Origin of the sequence: Vibrio sp. 10N.247.311.49 (assembly GCF_041467655.1) — a bacterium.
GTDB classification, from domain to species: domain Bacteria; phylum Pseudomonadota; class Gammaproteobacteria; order Enterobacterales; family Vibrionaceae; genus Vibrio; species Vibrio crassostreae_C.
The window spans coordinates 360,046-379,854 of the sequence record NZ_JBFSVA010000001.1; the positions used below are offsets into that span (position 1 = coordinate 360,046).

The following is a 19,809-nucleotide window of genomic DNA, read 5'->3' on the forward strand; positions in this document are numbered from 1 at the left end:
TATCTAAGAAAAATAATTATTAAAGGTATCCGTCTGATAGCCGATATAAATGGAACGAATAGCTGTTAGAGCTATATTTTGATTTAGGTAGGTGTTGTGTGAAATTGTCAGTGAGAAAGAAACTGTATGCCGGTTTTGGCTCTATATTGGCGGTGCTTGTTACGTTAGTCAGTATTGTATGGATAGAAGTTATCGGCGCGCACCAGAGCTCAGATGAAATTAGAATGGACGATGTTCCGGGTACTGTTACCTACCTGGTACTGATTGATGAAGCGGGTGATGTATACCGAGATGCGCTTGGTGCAATTACACTGGTTGATAACGCACTCAATGATTATCGAACCAGCAAGAACGAATTTGCTCAAGCTATCGAGCAGGCTAAGCGTTTGGAGAGTAGAGGTTCGGAAGACCACCGCCGTATTCAGCGAATTGAAGACCTGATGGGGCGTTTCACTCAAGAGTTTGAATCAAAGCTTGTGCCGAAGATCAATGATGAAGCTGCGCTACTAGCCAATATTCAACAGCTACGATCTTTGTATGAGAGCAATCTTATCCCTATTGAGAACTTACTGGATCAAGCGTCAGCAAGTGAGCGCGCAGATACAGAACAGTCACTACTGACACTAACCGACACGTTTACTACCATCGAGCGCACTATCATGGTGTTGTCTGCTATTGCGATTGTCTTTGGTTGTGTGATTGCGTATCTATTGTCTAGCTCTATTACCAATCGTCTTACTCGTGTAGAACAAGTAGCACGACGTGTAGCAAATGGTGACCTAACGGCAGGCGACATTATTGATGATTCTGGTGATGAATTGGCTGAACTGGCTAAGTCGATTAACCAGATGCAGAAATCACTAGTAGACCTATTAGGTTCAATCTCGTCTGTGACTCACCAAGTCCAATCGGTGACAGGGGAGCTCTCTTCTATTAGCCAAGACATCGTTACTGGTGCATCAGCTCAAGCAGACAAAGCTAACTTGATTGCAACGGCTGCTGAAGAGCTAAGCTTGACCATTTCTGAAGTGGCGCAGCAAGGTACTTCAACTTATGAAGAAGCACGTCGCTCAGAAACCTCTGCAGAAGATGGCCGCAACGTGATTGTTGAGATGGTGGCGAGTATTCAACAAGTGTCGACTCAAATGAGCGATATGTCGTTGCAAATGAATACTCTAGGTTCTCACGGTGAGCAGATTGGTAGCGTTATCAAGGTAATCGAAGACATTGCTGAGCAAACTAACCTGTTAGCTCTTAACGCTGCAATTGAAGCGGCACGTGCAGGCGAATTTGGTCGTGGTTTTGCTGTGGTAGCCGATGAAGTGCGAGCGCTAGCAGAAAGAACAACTAAAGCGACACAAGAAGTCTCGGGCATCATTCAATCGATTCAATCGGGCACTCAAGAAGCGGTGACTTACACTCAAGATAACTGTCGTTTAGTTGAGATTGGTGTCGAGCAAAGCTCAGGTGCTGTTTCTGCGCTAGAGGCGATTGTGAGCGGTGCGGGCAATGTACAAAGCATGGTTAACTCTATTGCGACTGCGGCAGAAGAACAGACAGCGGTGACCAAAGAAATTGCAGCGGACATTACCGCGATTAGCGATATCTCAGAGCAATCTCTGCAATTGGCAACTCGTAGCTCTGAAAACACATCAGGCTTGAACGCTAAGGTTGCTGAGCTAGAAGCATTAGTTGGTAAGTTTAAACTGGGGTAAAGCGGTAGCTTGGTTCTATTTATCGAGTGGTAATCGAGTAAAGACCAAGCACTGGTCGCTACTTGTTGAAAAGAAGCCCAACGATTCAATGTTTATTGAGTGAGTTGGGCTTTTTCGTAGCTGGAATCTGGGTTCAGACGCGGTATACTCCACGTTCTACAATGGAGCTAGCCTTTACATGTTCGATATTCTTCTGAACCACTCTGATTTTTTACTTATCAATAAGCACCCTGGAGTCAGCGTCCACAAAGACGATGGCGATACCATGTTGCTTCAAGAAGTTGCTAAGGCAATTAATGAGCCTAAGCTGTATCTCGTTCATCGACTAGATAAAATGACTTCGGGCATTCTGCTGCTGGCAAAAAATGCGTCGGCGGCGAGCGAGCTTTCACAGCTATTTGCAAAGCGTGAAGTAGAGAAATACTACCTTGCGATCGGTTCTAAGAAGCCAAAGAAAAAGCAAGGTTTGATCTCAGGAGACATGGAGCGCTCACGACGCTCTAGTTGGAAACTTCTGACATCCAAAGAGAACCCTGCGATTACTCAATTTTTATCAGCAACGGCTGAACCCGGTGAGCGTTTGCTTTTATGTAAACCCTATACGGGGCGAACTCACCAGATCCGTGTCGCGATGAAGTCGATCGGCTCAGCCATTGTTGGTGACCCTATTTATAATCCATCGAGTGAGGCTGACAGAGGTTATCTGCATGCCTTCGCGATTCGATTTACCTATCAATCACAAGCCTACGAATATGTCTGCGATCCAAGAAGCTTAAACTCCTTGGGTGAGAAGTGGCATCAGGAAACCGTGTCGAACGGTTTGGACAGTTGGCTTGAACCTTGGTCATTAACTTGGCCAAAGCTAAACACTAAGTGAGTGAAATAATGGAAGCATCAGCTTTACCTCTGTTTTTTAGTCATATTGAACAGCAACTTAATGAAGAACCAAACGAGCTACGCCGTATTTTCCACGGGCGCGGTAAGTTTTGGCCTGGTCTAGAGCAACTGACATGTGATTGGGTTGATGGACAGCTACTGGTTAACGTGTTCAAAGAAGTAGACGACGAATTCTTGTCATCTCTCAAAGCTGGATTGGTTGAACTCACTAACAGAGATATCTGGCAATCAAAGCAGGGCACAAGCATTGTTCTGCAACACCGTTATGCCGATGGTGCGCCTTCAGAGGTTCTATGGGGTGAGTTGAATGACTCTCCGGTTGTGGTTGAGCATGGTCTGAAGTACCAATTAGACATTGGCCGTAATCAGAACTTTGGTTTGTTCCTAGACATGCGTAATGGTCGCCAGTGGGTACAAGATAATGCTAAGGATAAGAATGTTCTTAACCTGTTCGCATACACTTGTGGTTTCTCTGTCGCGGCTATCGCTGGTGGCGCTCGTCAATGCATGAACGTAGATATGTCGCGCGGCTCTCTAAATAAAGGCCGTGATAACCACCGCTTGAATGATCACGACATGCGCTCAGTTAACTTCCTTGGCTACGATATCTTTAAGTCGTGGGGAAAAATCAAAAAGGGTGGCCCTTACGAGTTGGTTATCATCGACCCGCCTTCGTTCCAAAAAGGCAGCTTTGCTTTAACTAAAGATTACAAAAAGATCTTGCGTCGCTTGCCTGATCTTCTAACAGAAGGTGGAGAAGTGATTGCTTGTGTTAACTCACCAGCAGTATCGCCAAACTTCCTGATTGAGACGATGGCAGAAGAAGCGCCTAGTGTTGAGTTTATCGAACGTTTAGACAATCCACCTGAGTTTGTCGATGTCGATCTTGATTCAAGCCTAAAGGTATTGAGGTTTAAAATCACGGCTTCAGCTGAAGCTTGATGTCATGATTTAGCGGGCATTATCCATACTAATATAGAAAACGCCGCTCACAATGAGCGGCGTTTTTATAGGTGCAAGAAACTAACTCATTTATTAACTAGCTTGGTTTTTTAGTGTCTGAAAACCAAAATAAATACGCATGAACGTGGTTAGCCAACAAGCTGCACCAAAGGTGTAAGCGATAACCGCAAAGTGTTGAGGCCAAATACAAAACGCGATGAAACAAGCGATGGTTTCAGTGCCTTCGGTTAGCCCTGACATGTAGTACAGAGACTTATGCTTATAGACTGGGTTTTCAATGCCTCGCTTGCCTGCCATAACCGCAAACGCTAAAAAGCTGCTGCCTGTGCCGATAAAAGAGAAGATCAAAAATGCACCGGCAATGGCGTTGTGTTCTGGGTTGGCAATGACAAATCCAAAAGGGATCAGCGAGTAGAATAGGAAATCTAGGCTGATATCGAGGAAACCGCCCGCATCACTAATGCCTTGGATTCGAGCCAAGGCTCCATCAAGCCCATCACATACTCTATTAAACACAATGAAGCCTAACGCCCACTCATATTGTTGAAATGCCAACGCTGGAAACGCTAAACACCCAATCAGAAATCCGAATAACGTGGTTTGATTGGCCGTGATACCCAATTGGTTTAGTAACTTAGCAGACTGATTTAATGGCCACTTAATGACCTTAATGGAGTACTTATCCAGCATGGTTGCTTCTCCATGGCCAAGACAGTACTTCTGCCCCTTGAGGTACATCGGCTTCGTCGTGCGTGACCATTAATGTAGGGATATTCGCTTTGGTCAGCTGTTCGAAGACCCAATCGCGAAATTGTGCTCTGAGCTCTTGGTCTAACTTACTGAACGGTTCGTCAAGCAGGGCGAGTTTAGGCTTGGCTAACAACATACGAGTCAAGCTTATTCTTGCGCGTTGACCGCCGGATATTTGATCCGGGAAAGATTCAGCTAAGTGAGTTAGCTCTATGTCTTTTAGTGCAGCCATTGCTTGTTTTTGGCGAGCGGAACCTTTAACAGAGTTCGGTAACGAAAAGGCCAAGTTTTCCCATACTTTGAGGTGCGGAAACAACAAGTCATCTTGAAACAAAATACCGACTTCACGCTGATGTGATGGAAGCTCGTCGAGCTGAATATTGTTCAACACAACGGTGCCAGAGTACGAAAAATCTTCACTTAAGTGACCAGCAATCGCATCCAGTAAGGTCGACTTTCCGCAGCCACTCGGCCCCATCAAAGCCAGTATTTGGCCAGATTCTAATGTGACGTTTAGCGCTGAGAACAGCGAATCTCCATCGGTTTTACGGATGGCGAGGTCGTTGAGGTACAGACTCATTACTTAGGAAACCTTTAAAAGTAAGACGGCGATATCTGAGTTGAAGTCGGCTGACTAATATCGCTAAAGAGAAAAAGAACAGAGGCAATAGGGCCTGCCAAATGGCATAGATTGCTGTCACCCTGCGGTCGAAACCACTGGTAAGTGCAACGGCTTCTGTGGTGATCGTGCTAATACGGCCCGCGCCGAGCATTAATGTTGGAAGGTATTGGGCCAAACTCACGCTGATCCCGACCGCCCAAGCAAAGGCAATCGCAGGAAGCAAGATTGGTAGTTTGATCGAATACCAACTCTGAAATGGCGATTTACCTAGGCTCAGCGAGGCTTTAATCAACCCATCATTGAAGCTTTTCCACGGGCCATCCAAAGACAGGTACACAAACGGGAAAGCAAAGAAAACATGCGCCCAAATCACCCAGAACTCATAGGCACTACTGCCGATGTAGAGGGTCGTGACTTGCATACCAAACAACACTGAAAGCTGTGGTATTAGCATTGGAATAGCGATAATGAAGCCCGGAACTTGCCACTTGTATTTGATTCTGTATTCGTGAGCAACCAGCGCAAGCAACAAAGCGATTGAAGCAGCAATCAGACCAATCCATAAGCTTTGACCAACGGTGCTCATGATGCCTTCCCACTCGAACTCCCAGAAGCGCGTGCTGTAGCGGCTCGGCAGTAAATCAGGGAAGCGCCAACGCTGAGCAACGCTCCAAATTACCATTAAAGGAATGATCAGCAGTGAAAGGCTAGCAAGGACAGTGAATACCGTTTTCCCCGGAAGGTTTGCCCCTGTTCTTCCGGAATACTGCCAAGTTCGAAAGTACTTAAGAACCGCCCATTCAACTAAACGCGCCAAGGCGATGATCAACGAAGCTAAACCAAACAAAACGATGGCACCAGCAGCAGCTCGCGGAAGTAGGTTAAGATCCGGATCGTTGAACCATTGCCATACCAAAACGGCAAAGGTCGGCGGGTTGGTTGGGCCTATGATCAAAGCAATATCGACAACCGAGACACTGTAAGCGAGTACCGCCAGCATTGGGAAACGAAGCTTAGTAAACCATTGTGGGAAAATACATTTCCACCAGATCTGAGCGCGGCTGTAACCGAGCGATGCACTGACCTTGGTGATACGCTCTACATCAATTTGCTGAAGTATCGAAATGCTCATCAGCAATAAGAAGGGGACTTCTTTGAGTGCGAGCATAATAATTAAGCCGAACGCGTATGGGTCTTTCACCAATAACGCCAATTCAGAGCTGGTAGCCGATTCGCCGAGCAAGTGATGTACCGCTCTTGCGCCAAGCCCCGTTGGACTAAACATAAAAGCAAAGCCGATAGCGAAAGCTACATGTGGAATGGCAAGCATTGGCGATAGCGTAAACTCAATCTTTCTCCAAAACTTGTTTCCCCAAGAGGCTTGAAGAATACAAAAGGTCAGGAAGCAGGCTATATAGCTGCTTGCAATTGCTGAACCTAGGCTTAAGCCAATAGAGTGCCAAGCCCCTTCCCATTGAAAGACTTGGCTAAAACCGTTGAGTGTCGGCTCCTCTAAACCAAGGGGCGGGATGAAACTCAGTGACGAAGCCACGACTCCCGCTACCCCAGGAATGGTCGGGATAATGCATACAGCTATAACAACAAAATATAGAGCGCGTAGCATGAAGACTAGTTACCGTATCGCTTAAGCCACTCTTTCTCGAGCGCGTTTTGCCAGCTAGGGTGTGGTTCATCAACCGATTTAAATTGCTGGGTGTTTTTAGCGCTGCCAGTGAGGTACTTGCTGCTCAGAACCGAAGGATCGCCCCAAACATTGAGGTCCCCCTTGCGAGACTGTGCTTCAGGGCTCAGTAAGAAGTTAATGGTCACTTGAGCACCCGCGGTTGCATTGGCGTTCCAAGGAATCGCAAGGAAGTGAATGTTAGATAGAGCGCCACTTTCTAGAGCATAAGCCTTAGTGGTTTCGGCTAAGCGACCACTGGCTTGTGCTGAATAAACAGAGTTTGGATTAAACGTAATCGCGAGATCGATCTGTCCGTCATCCAGAAGTTGGATGCTTTCCGATGTGCCTGCTGGGAATTGTTTGCCACCGCGCCAAGCCACTTTATGGAATTTATCTAAGTAAGCCCACAGTGGTGCCGTCACTTCTTGGAAGTTGTCTTCTGAAACCGGCTGAGCCAGTGCAGGGTTATTGTTTGTTAGTTCAATCAATAGAGACTTAATGAAGCTCGTGCCATGAAATTCTGGTGGGCGAGGGTAGCTTAAGCGATTTGGGAAAGCTTGAGCGTAGCTCAACATCTCTGAAAACGATTGTGGCGGGTTGTGTAGTGTCTCTTGATCGTGAATGAACACAAGTTGTCCCACGCCCCACGGTGCTTCCAAGCCTTCTGTCGGCTCTGAGAAATCAACATCAATCGGCAGAGACTTATCGACATACTGCCAATTTGGAAGTGACTCTGTAAATGGCCCAAACAATAGCGCGTTGTCTTTCATCGAGCGGAAGTTCTCGCCATTAATCCAGACGATATCGACGCTGCCTTCACTGTTCTTTCCTGCTGCTTTTTCAGCAAGCAGTCGAGTGGTGGTTTCCGCAATATCGGTCACTTTCACATGCTTTAACGTGACACCGTAGTCACTTTGTAATTTCTTGCCTACCCACTGTAGGTAACGATTGATCTCTTGGCTTCCGCCCCAAGCGTGAAAGTAGACAGTTTCTCCCTCTGCCTGCTGTTCTATTTGGTTCCAGCTGTCGGTGGATGTTGCTTCATCAGCATAAATGGTTGCGCTGTATGCAACGGTTGCCATGATTCCTAACGTACTTACTATCTTGTTCATAAACTTTTCCATTTGGTAGTGAACGGGCAAGAGCATTGTATTTTCGAACTCCCTAGTGCGTATTGACCCTTCGTGGTTAACGAAAGATCAACATGCCCTAATAGTTATTCTATCTGTTTCTGAAATAAATTCTAATTCAACAGTAAATTCAATCAATTACTTGAGAACAAGCAGGGAGTTCGCGGTCGAGTTTTGTTCGATACGTAATCATCTCGAAAACTCGACAGACTCTAGGCTTTTGCCATCCTAGCAACAGACCGCTGAACCGTTGAATTTATTGCATCTAAATGAGAGATTTTTGAGGTTTATTGGAGGTTGGTACGAAAAGTCGGCGATGAGCGTCAATTTTGAAGAAGTAGTGAGGGCAAGCTGACAATAAAAAAGGAGCCATCAGGCTCCTTTAATCAGTATTTGGTTTCGATGACGGATTAGTTTACCCAGTCACGAATTGTGTACGTTAGCGTGTGTACATCGTTTTTCAGTACTAGCGTATCGTTTGTTAGCGTTACGTCGCTCCACTCGCTTAGAGTAGCAGAAACCGATTGTTCGATTTCCATCGCAGAGCCGTGACACATTTTCATTGTCATGCCCATTTGCTTGATACGGAATTGACCGTCTTTCAGCTCGCCTTGACCGAAGAAGTTGTTACAACCAGCCATGCCGTTTGCAGTCATCTTTTCGCCGATCTCTAGACGAGGAGCTGCTTGGTCTTCGCTTTTCACAATGTCCTTGCCATCAATTTGCGCAAGTTCCCAATTATGGTGCTGTAGATCGGTTGGTGTTACTTGCATCGCGTTGTCACCTGTTGTTGTGCATGCTGCTAGCATCATAGGTAAAGCGGCTACTGCTAGTAATTTTTTTGAACTAAACTTCATATTATAAGGCTCCAAAGGAAAGAACGAAGTTACCGGATAAGTGTAACTTGATGGGTTCAAAGTATAGTTTACAAAACACTATATGTGTCAGTATAAGGTCATAGTTTAGTATGGATTTCATGAGCCAGGCGACAAATTAATCGCTTATTTTTGAGAGAGTAAGCGTAATTTTGAATGTGTAAGGAGGCATGGTGGAGCAGTTAGAGTTTTTCCAAGTTCCAAGCCCTTGCGTTGGGGTTTGTTCAAGCGATGACAAAGGCTATTGCAACGGTTGTATGCGCAAGAGAGAAGAGCGCTTTAATTGGATGTCGATGACACCGTCAGAACAATTGCACGTGATAAAGCTGTGTCGTCAGCGCTATAGAAGAAAAATAATGAATCAAAAAAACTTGATTGGTAAGCAGGTCGATGAAGAGGGAAATACCAGTCCCCAAAGAGATCTTTTTGGCTAAAGAGGAAGTATTTAGATTTTATTTAACTCCGAAGTAACTATTACTTTACATAATGGTTGGGGTGTAATATTAAAGTAGGTACCTTTGTACCTGAAGGAGTGGTGTCGGTATGAATAAAAAGAACGTAAAAATCAAAAAAGAGCCAGTCAAAGCACTTGACCGAAAACCGATCGGGGCAAAAGATGACCCTGAAGAGACTCCGCGTGATTGGCATTCGATGTCAGAAGAAGAACGAATGGAAATCCTTTCTCACCTCTCAGACATGCCTTTCCAATAACACCACTGGTTCTTCAGAGCCTTTCTTAAAGCTCAGTTTTCAGAAACAAAAATGTGATTAAACAAACATGTGATTCGCTTTCGTTACACCACGATGGTACGTGCAAAATGTATCATCGGCCTCGGTGGTTTTACTGTGAATCTTAATGTTTGTGATCACTTCTACCGCCCCTGCATCGTAGCAAGCTTGTTCTGCTTTTTTAACGATATCGAGTAATTGATTGAGTTCACCTTTCATTGTGGTTTCCATCGCACCAACTTGGAAAGGGACATCGGCTGCTTTCACAACTTCAATGGCTTTATCAACTACTTCGAAGTTGTTGCCTTCTTTAACGCGAGGGATCACTTGGAAGGCAACCATCACTTCTTTTTCTCTTTTTAACTCAGACACTTTCTGCTTACTCAATGATAGGGATTTGTTGCAGATGATAGGTTAATGCGGAGATAAATTCTACAGCGGTTACGCTGCTTTATTTATGACACGAGTGACTGGAGATATCGGACTACTTGCTATCCCAGTGGTCGCTAACCCAACCACCAATATGCTCATCAAAATGACTACCACTGAACCTCTGGTTGCGTTCCACCGAGGTATCACAGTCGTCTTTGTTGTCGATTAGGTTTTGTATGTAGTTTGCCATTGGGTCATTGGAACTCTGACGATCTCGGCGAGTAGCCACTTCCTTAATCAGTTGTAATCGATATGTAGAGCTTGCACGTTTCATTTCAATGACCTCCCGGTTTTTAGACACTAATAGAAAAATCTAGTTGCCAGATATAGGGGCGTCAACGTGATCAGAAAGTATTTTTTTTGAGCAACCAAGAATCAATACCTTGGCATCATAATTCACAAAAGTGTCATTTAAATTGGCATTTTGTCTGAGTCGATAGGTTGTGATTTTACATTTGATTGCATATAAAAAGCCCAGTGCAAACTGGGCTAATCGATTTTCTATGGTTATTTTGAAGAGCTGGTTATTTTGAAGAACTTAGCTTGCTCTTAAATTGCTTAGCACTTTTCTTCTTTGCGGTTCTTCGGTTAGCCATTTTGTCTTTAGGTGGACGTTTGCGAGCTGTCACTTCAGATGCAGGTTTGTCTGTAACAGGGAAACCTTCTAATGCTTGTAGCACAAGAGGCTTATTGGTCAGAGTACGAATCGCATTTAGGTAGTCAGTTTCGCTGTGACTAACCAGAGAGATAGCGCAACCAGTGCTTCCTGCTCTTGCTGTGCGACCAACGCGGTGTACGTAAGTTGCTGAGTGAGAAGGTAATTCGAAGTTAATTACGACAGGTAACTGATCAATATGAATGCCTCTAGCCATCACGTCTGTCGCGATAAGCACACGAGTCTCGCCATTTTTGAAACTTTCTAATGCTTGCTCTCGTTCTTCTTGGCTCTTATTTCCATGTAACGCACTCACACTGATTTTGGCTTTATTCAATCGTTTGGTTAATGCATCGGCATTGTCTTTTGCGCCAATAAATACCAATACTTGCGGCCATGTGTGTTGATTGAGTAGTGCGATGAGCGCTTGAGCTTTACTGCCTTTGTTCACTAAATACAGGGTTTCTTCAATAGCCGCGACCACGCTGTTTTCTTGATGTGTCGTGACCTTAACTGGATTTGAAAGAAGCTCTTCAGCCTGACCTACTAATTCGGGCGGAAGTGTCGCAGAGAACAACAGTGACTGACGTTTGCTCGGTAGTGCTGAAGTAATCGCTTGAACATCTGGCCAAAAGCCCATGTCTATCAGGCGGTCGGCTTCATCAAGAACCAATGATGAACACTGAGCGACATCCAGTTCATCACTTTTGATTAAAGCAAGTAAGCGGCCCGGTGTGGCGATGGCTAATTGTGGTTTAGTCGATAATTGTTGCTGTTGATCATCAGTATTTACGCCGCCCGTTAGCGTTACCAATTTGATATTGAGCGTTGTCGCGATCGGTTCTAAAGATTTGGTCACTTGAGATGCAAGTTCACGGGTTGGAACAATGATCAGTGCTTGCAGTTCATTCACATCTTGGTTGATGTTATTCAGTAAAGGTAAGCCGAACGCCAATGTTTTACCGCTGCCCGTTTGAGCCAATGCGAGTACGTCTTTCCCCGCAATAATGGTAGGAATTACCGCTTGCTGTATCTCTGTCGGCTTATTGAATTGAGATGAGAGCGCGGAGACGGTTTTTGCGTTAAGGGTTAGGCTATCAAATGACATAAATGAACCAAGTATCAAAAAGGAGGTGGAGTCTATCAGGGCTACAAATGTTAGAGAATCAGTTTTGTATGTTAGACGATAAACACATTCATTATACGCGCGAATTATGTCTGTTAGCTATACGCGATAATTAAGCGTTTATCATATTGTAATGGCACTGAATGGACGTACAATGTCCGCCCTAAAAATGTTCATGAAATGAGATCGAAATGAGTTGGGACAGTATCTGGCTGTTTATCGTTATCGTGTTTTTTATTGCCATTATCCCGGGCCCAAATGCGCTGTTGGTATTAAGCACAGCCTTAACTCAAAGGAAGCTGTTCGCATTTGTGAACGTGTTGGGCGTGTCATGTGGTTTCTTTTTTCATGCCTTTATCTCGGCTAACGGCATAAGCTTATTACTGTCGAACACTCCCATGGCCTTTGAAGGGCTAAAGTGGGCTGGGGTTTTGTATCTTGTCTGGCTTGGGTATAACCATTTTCGTGCGGCGCTGCGCGCTCAAGAGGGCGTGCTCTCTGTGGTCAGTGCATCGGGAAGTAAGCTTTATAAGCAATTTTTCAAAGGGCTTCTCACTAATCTACTGAATCCTAAAATTGTCCTGTTTTATCTTTCTATATTCCCTCAATTTGTTTCAACAGATGCGATTGTGACAGACAGTTTGATACTTGGTGCAATTCAAGCGTCAGTGGTGTCGATGTGGTTCTTAGTTGTGATCTTAATGGCGGATACCTTTAAGCGCTTGTTAGTTCAAAAGCGCACCTCGCAAATGATGAACATTGTGTGTGGGATTCTATTCGTGGGCTTCAGCATTCAGTTGGCATTGTTTCAGCTTTAGGGTGCGATGCGAAGAATTGGGTTTTTAGCTATTGGTTCAGTTCATTTCCGGCTTAGTTCTCGTTTCCATCTTAGTTTTCATTTCCGATTCAGTTCTCATTTTTTACTGAATGCTAAGCAATCAGTGTTTCTCTGTATAAATCTCTAAAGCATTAGCTCGGGAAGTCGATATAATTATTAGCTATCAATTTGGTGAATGTGTTTATTTGAGACCAATTGAAGCTACAGCCTATTGCTTGACCGAAATAACAGAGACAGGGAGTCACCAATGCGTGAAGATTCATTCACCCAGAAACGCAAATATTACCGCTTAAAGTACCCTCAAAAGGCTCGTCCGGTGATGCGAATTAAGGATGAGCTTTTTCATGTCAGCGAAGTTTCTGAAAAGGGTGTACGCCTGATGATGCGTAACATCATTCCGGTTTATCGTGGCTTTTCAATGGCCGGCATCTTGAGGTTGCATGACAACAACAGTATCGATATTAGCGGTGCTGTATTGCGACAAGAAGGTGACGAAGTGATCGTTCAGTTATCACAAGGTCCGAGCTTCAAAGATATGGTGTCTGAACAACGCCACATTAGGCAAAGATACCCAGTGTTTTTTGCTAGCCTCAGAGTGGCATAGAAAGCTTTTAAAGTTAGATTCACTCATCCAAGCCGATATTAAAAAGCCCAGCACTTTCACAAGTGCTGGGCTTTGTTCTATCTATAGCCCAGATTCTTATAAACCAAAGGCGATACAGGTAAAGCTAATGAGCTTAGTTCGCCTTATAGCTCGTCTACTGTAGCCCAAACTGCGGCTAGCATATCGTGACCAAACGCGACACTTCGTTCTGGAGACCAGCCGTAAAGTTCGTCAGCGTGACTGATGTGATCTTTAAATGGCATCTCGACGGTGTAAGCCAAACACTTGAATTGCTCACCAATCCAGTTTGTGCCAACTGTCATGTTTGCTTTGCCTGGTTCGTCTTTATCGTAACCAAATTCATCTTGGAACTCTGGCGTGATAGTGAGCAGTGCTTGCTTGAAGTGGCTCTCTAGCTTCGCGATGCGCTCGTTGTAAGAAGGTGTGCCTTCGCTACCTGCTACAAAGTTATATGGAATCGCTTCGTCGCCGTGAATATCTAGACACAGGTCAACGCCCGTTTCCAGCATACGCTCGCGAACAAGGAATACCTCTGGGCTGCGTTCCATAGAAGGTGATTGCCATTCGCGGTTCAGGTTTACGCCAATCGCGTTAGTACGCAGGTGACCGCGGATGCTGCCATCTGGGTTCATGTTTGGTACAACTCTGAACACAACGCTGTCTAGAAGAGAGCGACCAACCGTATCTGTTTCATCAAGTAGGCGTTGTAGCAGGCCTTCGATCAGCCATTCAGCCATCGTCTCGCCAGGGTGTTGGCGACCAATAACCCAGATGTTTTTCTTCTCTTCACTTGGCTCACCAATGGTTAGCAAGGTGATGTCGTTGTTGTCTAGCGTGCGACCTAGAGTTTCAAGCTTACAAGCCGGGTGCGTTTGAGCACTGTGCAGAAGATCTTGGTGACGATCGTATGAGTACGGCGCAAAGTAGGCGAAGTACATTGAATCGTGTTCAGGGATGATATCAAAGCTTAATGTATCGCCATCGAACTGAGATGGAATACGAAACCACTCTTCACGGTCATAAGATGCTACAACATCATAATCTTTCCACCCATCAGGGTAAGCAGATGTTGCCAATTGGCCGATTTCAAAGTGGTGAGCTTGTTGAGCTTCACTTTCTAAACGGAAATGAAACCACTGAGAGATTTCAGTCTGGTTGTCTGCTGGGATCGTCAGTTGAATGTTTTGTGGTGAATCTGCAGAAACGACGTGAATGTTGCCGCTTTCGAAATTGCTGAAAATTTTCATTGTAGTTTTTATCTCGTAGTTGAGTTGCCGTAAGACTAGCACACTTTTTTTCGAGCAAACCACTAACTAAATCGTAATGAGATGTTATTTCAACTATCTACTTTTTAGTTCTCTACTTTGAGCAGTACTTCCTATCTATCGACGCTGACAAGTTGTACACCCACGACAGGCTGATCGTGTGTAGCGATCCAGTTTACTGCGTTGAACCTTACAGTACGCGCTTTTCAGTGCTCTTCTTCCCGAAAACCAATCATCGGGTTTCGATAGGATCAGATAACCATTAAAGCGCTTCACAAGCTCTATTCTATTTTGGTCGATAAACTTGCTATCAAAGCCAATTTCGAAGTAATCAAGCGCTTGTTCGATGGCGGTGAAACTCGCTATTTTTTGCTGGAATTCTGTTTGGCTCATGGGAAGTAGGTTTCTGTTCTGGTGACAACTATTGTATCGAGTTTACGATTTGTTTTATTGATTTTAGTTATGACTTACCTGGGTTTGAATCGTGGGCTTTTTAAACTTGAAGTGATCTTTTTAACTCTTTGAGGATTATAGATAAAGTATAAAAAACTAAGACAGGACAGAACCAATGAATCGAATCAATCCAAAGAAACTACTTCGCAGTAAATGGACGGCCGTTAGCCCTTTGAAGAAAGAAAAGCACTTTATGGTCACAGAAGTTGAATTTGATGAAGGGGAAGTAGTGCGCTGCATGATAGAGGCAGTAATGACTAAACGAGAAGAAAACATCAATTGGCGAGAGCTTACTGATAATCAAAATTGGCTCCCAGGCTGGAAGTAGGGCTAGAAGCCTGTTTGATTCTAATCTGTTGTTAATGGCGAACTGGCGTTTATCGGATACTCGACGCACGTCCTTGCCAGTATTTAAGGCCTTCTAAGACACCCTCAGCATGTGTTGCTCTACTCGTGTATACGTTGTCTCTATCCGATAGGTGAGCAACCTCTGGGTAATGGTTAGCAACCAGTATCGAGTTTACGCCTTCAATGGTGAGCATTGAGGTGTCGTTAGCTGAGTCACCTGCGACGCACACTTCTGCAACGCTCAAATCGTGTTGTTCGAGTAGGTGGTGAATCGCAGTCGCCTTGTTAACGCCTTTTGGTGTGATATCTAAGTACCAATCATGAGAGTAAGTCAGGTGAACATCTAATCCGTGCATCTCCAAGCTAGATTCAATCAGTTCGTGTTGAGGCTCTGAAAGCTTTCCTTCAAAGGTGATCTTGTAATCGCCTTGATGGTTTTCTATGCGATCACCCATAAAATCAAGGGGGGCGAGAGCCGTCTCTACCCTTGATTTGTTCCAAGAAGCTTCCAGTTGGTTATGCCAAACATGGTCTGGTTTTTGGGAATGAACATGATGAATTTTGGTGCCCACATCGCTAATAATACTGTGTGGCTTCGGGTAGTTATCCGATTCTAAACCCATTCGAATCGAAGGTAATGTTCTTCCTGTCGCGATGATAAAGCGAATATCAGGTTGTTCTGTGAGGTAATCAAATAGCTGGTTAACACCGTGAGATGAGCCTCCATCAAGCGTACCGTCAAAGTCACACACCAACATTTTTATCATTCGAATTCCTTGTCTTTTTCTCTATTTCGTCACGGGAAAATGCTTATTTCTTTTATAAAGAATGGCTCAGCAATGAGCACTCTACAAGTTGAAGTTCAGCTTAGATAATCACCAATTGGCAGTTTGCAGCAAGTATCACAGTTGGTGTGACGTATTAAAATTCTTGGTTGAAAAGGTTGATTTCAACTCGCTGACTTTAGCCGGTTGACCTTTGGTTTTTAGGTAGAGATTGAGAGTTGATCTTATCTTTCCTACCGAGCTAACTTTCGACTCGGAAACATCATGAAAGCTTAATAAATAGTTCGTATTCGAATTATTTGTGCACGAACTAATTGTGGCTTTTGTTGGTTCATTCAGCCTATTAATTACTCTAATGTAAAATTAATATTCAATAATCTACGACTAAGTAATACATCATATTGGTAGTGCATCCGCCTAATTTATCCCTTTAATTATCAGTGGTTTGTTATATTTTTGCTTGTTTTTTGGTCTTGCTTTCACTGGTCTGGTTTCGGTCTGTTACCTTGTTTTACCGAACGAAGCTCCTTGATTTACATGTGCTAATTACTTAGAGTGCTAATTGTTTTTCGGGTTTAAATAACCATTTTTAAGTTTAAATAACTGAGAAAGGATTAGATTACATGGATCCCATACTGGAAGTTAAGGGACTGTACAAGGTGTTTGGTGAAGACACCGACCGTGCTTTTACAATGATTAATGAAGGCGCAAATAAAGATAAAGTTTTCGAAGAAACAGGGCTAACGATCGGCGTTAACGATGTTTCTCTTAGTATTCAAGAAGGCGAGATTTTCGTCATAATGGGACTGTCAGGATCTGGCAAATCAACCCTAGTACGCCTTCTTAACCGCTTGATCGAACCTACCAAAGGCAATGTGCTTCTTCGAGGCAAAGACATTGCCCACATCTCAGAAGATGAACTCCGCGAAGTTCGCCGCAACAACATCTCGATGGTTTTTCAAAATTTCGCTTTGATGCCGCATATGACGGTCATCGAGAATGCCGCATTTGGTCTAGAGCTTGCGGGTGTTGAAGTTGAACAACGAAAGCAGTCAGCACTTGAAGCGCTTGAACGCGTTGGCCTTGGCGCATATTCAGAGTCTTACCCAGATGAACTATCTGGTGGTATGAAGCAGCGTGTGGGTTTGGCTCGTGCACTAGCATGTGACCCAGATATCTTGTTAATGGATGAAGCGTTCTCGGCACTCGATCCTTTGATTCGTACAGAAATGCAAGATGAGCTTATTCGCCTTCAAAATGACGATAAACGAACCATTGTTTTTATCTCACATGATTTGGATGAAGCGATGCGTATCGGTGACCGAATTGCGATTATGCAAAATGGCGAAGTGGTTCAAGTAGGTACTCCAGACGATATTCTTAATAACCCAGCCAACGATTATGTCGAAGCTTTCTTCCGCGGTGTGAACGTGGCAAGCGTGCTTACTGTGAAAGACATTGCGCGTAAGAAGCCAGCCGCGGTATTTAAAAAATCAGAACACGATGGCCCGGCGTCCGCTCTGCAAATTTTAATGGATAACGACCGCGAATACGGCATCGTAGTTGAGAAGAGCAGCCGTTACTCCGGCATTGTCTCTATTGACTCGCTTCGTAAAGCTCACAAAGAGAACAAATCACTCGTCAGCGCGCAGCTCGATGATGGATTAACGCTGAACCCTGATTTACCAATCAATGATGTGCTTGGCCTAGTTGGTGGTGTGCCTTACTCAGTGCCTGTTGTGGATGAGCAAGGTAATTACTTTGGCGTGGTGACTAAGTCACGACTGTTACAAACATTGGATAAGGGGTAGATCATGTCGTCTGAACAAACAAATAATGACCCATGGTCTCAATCGGCTCCTGCAGCTCAACCTGCAAGTGATCCTTGGGGTCAATCCGCTGATACCTCACCGTCAGCGGATTGGTTAAGCAGCGAAACCGTTGAAACGACACCTTTTGATCCACTTAACCCTTTTGCAGAGGCTGTGCTGCCTGTTGACACTTGGGTTGAGTCTGGACTGAATTGGTTAGTTGAGCACGGACGCCCATTATTCCAGGCAATCCGTGTGCCTATCGATTTTATCCTAAGTTCATTTGAAACGGCGTTGGTGTCTACGCCAGCACCATTCATGTTGATCATCTTGTTTCTAGTGGCATGGCAGTTTTCAAACTTGAAGCTTGGCGTTGCAACGGCCGTATCTTTGACTTTCATTGGCTTGATTGGCGCTTGGTCTGAAGCAATGACCACATTGTCACTGGTCATGACATCCGTATTCTTCTGCCTATTGATTGGCTTACCCATGGGGATATGGCTCGCTCGAAGTAACACGGCGGCTAAATTCGTGCGCCCAATTTTGGATGCTATGCAAACCACACCAGCCTTCGTTTATTTAGTACCGATCGTCATGTTGTTTGGTATCGGTAACGTTCCGGGTGTCGTGGTGACCATCATATTCGCACTTCCTCCTGTTGTTCGTTTGACCATCTTGGGTATTCAGCAAGTTCCGGAAGAATTGATCGAAGCGGGTCACTCATTCGGTGCAAGCAAAAAGCAGATGCTTTACCGAATTCAACTGCCACTTGCATTACCAACTATCATGGCGGGCGTGAACCAAACACTGATGTTGTCGTTATCGATGGTGGTTATCGCATCAATGATTGCGGTAGGTGGTTTAGGTCAAATGGTACTGAGAGGTATTGGCCGTTTAGATATGGGACTGGCCGCTGTTGGTGGTTTAGGCATCGTTATCTTAGCCATCTTATTAGACAGAATCACCCAAGTACTGGGTGTCAATGCTGGTAATACAAAATTACGCTGGTATCGCATGGGACCTGTTTCCCTTGTACTGAATGTACTTAATCGCGGTAACAAATCAGAACTTCAATTAAGGAAAAACAACAATGAATAATTCATGGAAGAGTAAACTCGCAGTAAGCATCGTTTCTACATTAGCGGTATCGACTAACGTGTGGGCAGCAAGCCTACCGGGTGATGGCGTATCAGTTCAGCCTGTTCAATCGTCTGTAGCGGAAGAGACATTCCAAACATTGATCGTTAACCGTGCTCTAGAAGAACTGGGTTATGACGTGAAATCAACTCAAGAAGTGGACTACAACGTAGGCTACACCTCGATTGCAAAGGGTGACGCAACGTTCCTAACGGTAGGTTGGTTCCCGCTTCATGCTGATAAATACACAATGGCAGGTGGTGATGAGAAATTCTACCGTGAAGGCCAATATGTAAGCGGCGCTGCTCAAGGTTACCTAATTGATAAGAAAACGGCTGAAAAGTACAACATCACCAACATTGGTCAATTAACTGATCCAAAAATCGCGAAGCTGTTTGATGCGGACGGTGATGGCAAAGCAGACCTAACAGGCTGTAACCCAGGTTGGGGTTGTGAGATGGTGATTGAACACCAACTTTCAGCGTTCAAACTGGACGATACGGTAACTCACAACCAAGGTAACTACGCTGCAATCATTGCAGATACAATTTCTCGTTACCAAAAGGGTGAATCAATCCTTTACTACACGTGGACACCTTACTGGGTAAGTGGCGTATTGGTGCCTAACGAAGATGTAGTTTGGTTAGAAGTTCCTTTCTCAGCACTTCCTGGCGAGCGTTCGAACGTGGATACGACGCTATCTAACGGCAAAAACTACGGCTTCGAAATGAACTCAATGCGCATTATTGCGAATAAAGAGTTTGCTAAGAACAACCCATCAGCAGCGAAGCTTTTTGAAATCATCAAACTTAACATCAATGATGTAAGCGCTCAGAACATGATGATGAGTAAAGGTAAGAACAGCTCTGCGGATATCGAAGCGCACGTAAACGGTTGGATCAAAGCGAACCAAAGCACGTTCGATGGTTGGATTACAGAAGCGAAGAAAGCAGCACTGTAACTTTGACT

Annotated in this window: 22 protein-coding genes; 11 read left to right on the plus strand and 11 right to left on the minus strand. The window is 44.6% G+C overall.

Annotated elements, in window-relative coordinates; all coding sequences use genetic code 11:
• The first annotated feature begins 98 nt into the window (after window positions 1–98).
• The 3 genes from AB6E54_RS01600 to AB6E54_RS01610 all read left to right on the plus strand — a co-directional run bounded on the left by AB6E54_RS01600 (window position 99) and on the right by AB6E54_RS01610 (window position 3,554).
• Window positions 99–1,715 carry a methyl-accepting chemotaxis protein gene (locus AB6E54_RS01600; protein ID WP_372106204.1) on the plus strand — a complete coding sequence of 539 codons (1,617 nt, stop codon included), beginning with the start codon at window positions 99–101 and terminating at the stop codon, window positions 1,713–1,715.
• A gap of 178 nt (window positions 1,716–1,893) precedes the next feature.
• Window positions 1,894–2,592, plus strand: coding sequence for a TIGR01621 family pseudouridine synthase (locus AB6E54_RS01605; protein ID WP_050634665.1), 699 nt, complete (start codon window positions 1,894–1,896; stop codon window positions 2,590–2,592).
• An 8-nt stretch (window positions 2,593–2,600) separates the two neighbouring features.
• Window positions 2,601–3,554, plus strand: coding sequence for a class I SAM-dependent methyltransferase (locus AB6E54_RS01610; protein ID WP_372106205.1), 954 nt, complete (start codon window positions 2,601–2,603; stop codon window positions 3,552–3,554).
• Window positions 3,555–3,647: 93 nt separating this feature from the next.
• Here AB6E54_RS01610 and AB6E54_RS01615 read toward each other — a convergent pair whose 3' ends face one another.
• The 5 genes from AB6E54_RS01615 to AB6E54_RS01635 form a co-directional block, all read right to left on the minus strand.
• Entirely contained in the window at window positions 3,648–4,265 is a 618-nt protein-coding gene (locus AB6E54_RS01615; protein ID WP_017060320.1) for a CDP-alcohol phosphatidyltransferase family protein, read from the minus strand.
• Entirely contained in the window at window positions 4,255–4,905 is a 651-nt protein-coding gene (locus AB6E54_RS01620) for an ATP-binding cassette domain-containing protein (protein ID WP_017068056.1), read from the minus strand. Before AB6E54_RS01620 ends, AB6E54_RS01615 begins: the two co-directional genes overlap by 11 nt.
• Window positions 4,871–6,571, minus strand: a complete 1,701-nt coding sequence (locus AB6E54_RS01625; RefSeq protein WP_372106206.1) for an ABC transporter permease — start codon at window positions 6,569–6,571, stop codon at window positions 4,871–4,873. Before AB6E54_RS01625 ends, AB6E54_RS01620 begins: the two co-directional genes overlap by 35 nt.
• A gap of 5 nt (window positions 6,572–6,576) precedes the next feature.
• Window positions 6,577–7,743 (minus strand): ABC transporter substrate-binding protein, encoded by a 1,167-nt coding sequence (locus AB6E54_RS01630; RefSeq protein WP_372106207.1) that lies wholly within the window; start codon window positions 7,741–7,743, stop codon window positions 6,577–6,579.
• A gap of 428 nt (window positions 7,744–8,171) precedes the next feature.
• Window positions 8,172–8,618 (minus strand): META domain-containing protein, encoded by a 447-nt coding sequence (locus AB6E54_RS01635; protein WP_004734625.1) that lies wholly within the window; start codon window positions 8,616–8,618, stop codon window positions 8,172–8,174.
• A 188-nt stretch (window positions 8,619–8,806) separates the two neighbouring features.
• Here AB6E54_RS01635 and AB6E54_RS01640 point away from each other — a divergent pair, with 188 nt between their 5' ends.
• Together AB6E54_RS01640 and AB6E54_RS01645 are read left to right on the plus strand one after the other, a co-directional pair.
• On the plus strand, window positions 8,807–9,070 hold the full coding sequence (locus tag AB6E54_RS01640; protein ID WP_017060324.1) for a DUF1289 domain-containing protein: 264 nt from the start codon (window positions 8,807–8,809) through the stop codon (window positions 9,068–9,070).
• A gap of 109 nt (window positions 9,071–9,179) precedes the next feature.
• The gene (locus AB6E54_RS01645; RefSeq protein ID WP_017060325.1) at window positions 9,180–9,347 is read left to right on the plus strand and encodes a hypothetical protein; all 168 of its coding nucleotides are present in this window, start codon (window positions 9,180–9,182) and stop codon (window positions 9,345–9,347) included.
• 57 nt (window positions 9,348–9,404) lie between these two features.
• Here AB6E54_RS01645 and AB6E54_RS01650 read toward each other — a convergent pair whose 3' ends face one another.
• The 3 genes from AB6E54_RS01650 to AB6E54_RS01660 all read right to left on the minus strand — a co-directional run bounded on the left by AB6E54_RS01650 (window position 9,405) and on the right by AB6E54_RS01660 (window position 11,560).
• Window positions 9,405–9,707 (minus strand): thiamine-binding protein, encoded by a 303-nt coding sequence (locus AB6E54_RS01650; RefSeq protein WP_017065764.1) that lies wholly within the window; start codon window positions 9,705–9,707, stop codon window positions 9,405–9,407.
• 142 nt (window positions 9,708–9,849) lie between these two features.
• Window positions 9,850–10,071 carry a hypothetical protein gene (locus AB6E54_RS01655; RefSeq protein WP_372106208.1) on the minus strand — a complete coding sequence of 74 codons (222 nt, stop codon included), beginning with the start codon at window positions 10,069–10,071 and terminating at the stop codon, window positions 9,850–9,852.
• A 250-nt stretch (window positions 10,072–10,321) separates the two neighbouring features.
• A complete protein-coding gene (locus AB6E54_RS01660; protein WP_372106209.1) occupies window positions 10,322–11,560 on the minus strand; it encodes a DEAD/DEAH box helicase in 1,239 nt (412 codons plus the stop codon).
• Between the two features lie 209 nt (window positions 11,561–11,769).
• On the opposite strand from AB6E54_RS01660, the gene AB6E54_RS01665 reads away from it, so the two are divergent.
• Together AB6E54_RS01665 and AB6E54_RS01670 are read left to right on the plus strand one after the other, a co-directional pair.
• Entirely contained in the window at window positions 11,770–12,396 is a 627-nt protein-coding gene (locus tag AB6E54_RS01665) for a LysE family translocator (protein ID WP_017060328.1), read from the plus strand.
• Window positions 12,397–12,663: 267 nt separating this feature from the next.
• Window positions 12,664–13,020: a PilZ domain-containing protein gene (locus AB6E54_RS01670; protein WP_229647193.1), complete on the plus strand. Its 357-nt coding sequence runs from the start codon at window positions 12,664–12,666 to the stop codon at window positions 13,018–13,020.
• A 143-nt stretch (window positions 13,021–13,163) separates the two neighbouring features.
• Here the strand turns inward: AB6E54_RS01670 and AB6E54_RS01675 are convergent, their stop codons facing one another.
• Both AB6E54_RS01675 and AB6E54_RS01680 read right to left on the minus strand, forming a co-directional pair.
• Window positions 13,164–14,288: a M14-type cytosolic carboxypeptidase gene (locus AB6E54_RS01675; protein WP_229647194.1), complete on the minus strand. Its 1,125-nt coding sequence runs from the start codon at window positions 14,286–14,288 to the stop codon at window positions 13,164–13,166.
• A 135-nt stretch (window positions 14,289–14,423) separates the two neighbouring features.
• Window positions 14,424–14,699 carry a nitrogenase-stabilizing/protective protein NifW gene (locus AB6E54_RS01680; RefSeq protein WP_229647195.1) on the minus strand — a complete coding sequence of 92 codons (276 nt, stop codon included), beginning with the start codon at window positions 14,697–14,699 and terminating at the stop codon, window positions 14,424–14,426.
• A 175-nt stretch (window positions 14,700–14,874) separates the two neighbouring features.
• Here AB6E54_RS01680 and AB6E54_RS01685 point away from each other — a divergent pair, with 175 nt between their 5' ends.
• Window positions 14,875–15,087: a TIGR02450 family Trp-rich protein gene (locus AB6E54_RS01685; RefSeq protein ID WP_017065368.1), complete on the plus strand. Its 213-nt coding sequence runs from the start codon at window positions 14,875–14,877 to the stop codon at window positions 15,085–15,087.
• Between the two features lie 49 nt (window positions 15,088–15,136).
• Here the strand turns inward: AB6E54_RS01685 and AB6E54_RS01690 are convergent, their stop codons facing one another.
• Window positions 15,137–15,874 (minus strand): HAD-IIB family hydrolase, encoded by a 738-nt coding sequence (locus AB6E54_RS01690; RefSeq protein WP_372056736.1) that lies wholly within the window; start codon window positions 15,872–15,874, stop codon window positions 15,137–15,139.
• Window positions 15,875–16,515: 641 nt separating this feature from the next.
• Here AB6E54_RS01690 and proV point away from each other — a divergent pair.
• From proV to proX, 3 genes are read left to right on the plus strand one after another with little or no spacing between them, the layout of a single operon-like run.
• Window positions 16,516–17,703 (plus strand): glycine betaine/L-proline ABC transporter ATP-binding protein ProV, encoded by a 1,188-nt coding sequence (proV, locus tag AB6E54_RS01695; protein WP_048614446.1) that lies wholly within the window; start codon window positions 16,516–16,518, stop codon window positions 17,701–17,703.
• Between the two features lie 3 nt (window positions 17,704–17,706).
• The gene (gene proW / locus AB6E54_RS01700) at window positions 17,707–18,801 is read left to right on the plus strand and encodes a glycine betaine/L-proline ABC transporter permease ProW (protein ID WP_229647197.1); all 1,095 of its coding nucleotides are present in this window, start codon (window positions 17,707–17,709) and stop codon (window positions 18,799–18,801) included.
• Window positions 18,794–19,801, plus strand: coding sequence for a glycine betaine/L-proline ABC transporter substrate-binding protein ProX (proX, locus tag AB6E54_RS01705; RefSeq protein WP_017065955.1), 1,008 nt, complete (start codon window positions 18,794–18,796; stop codon window positions 19,799–19,801). Before proW ends, proX begins: the two co-directional genes overlap by 8 nt.
• The last annotated feature ends 8 nt before the right edge of the window (window positions 19,802–19,809 follow it).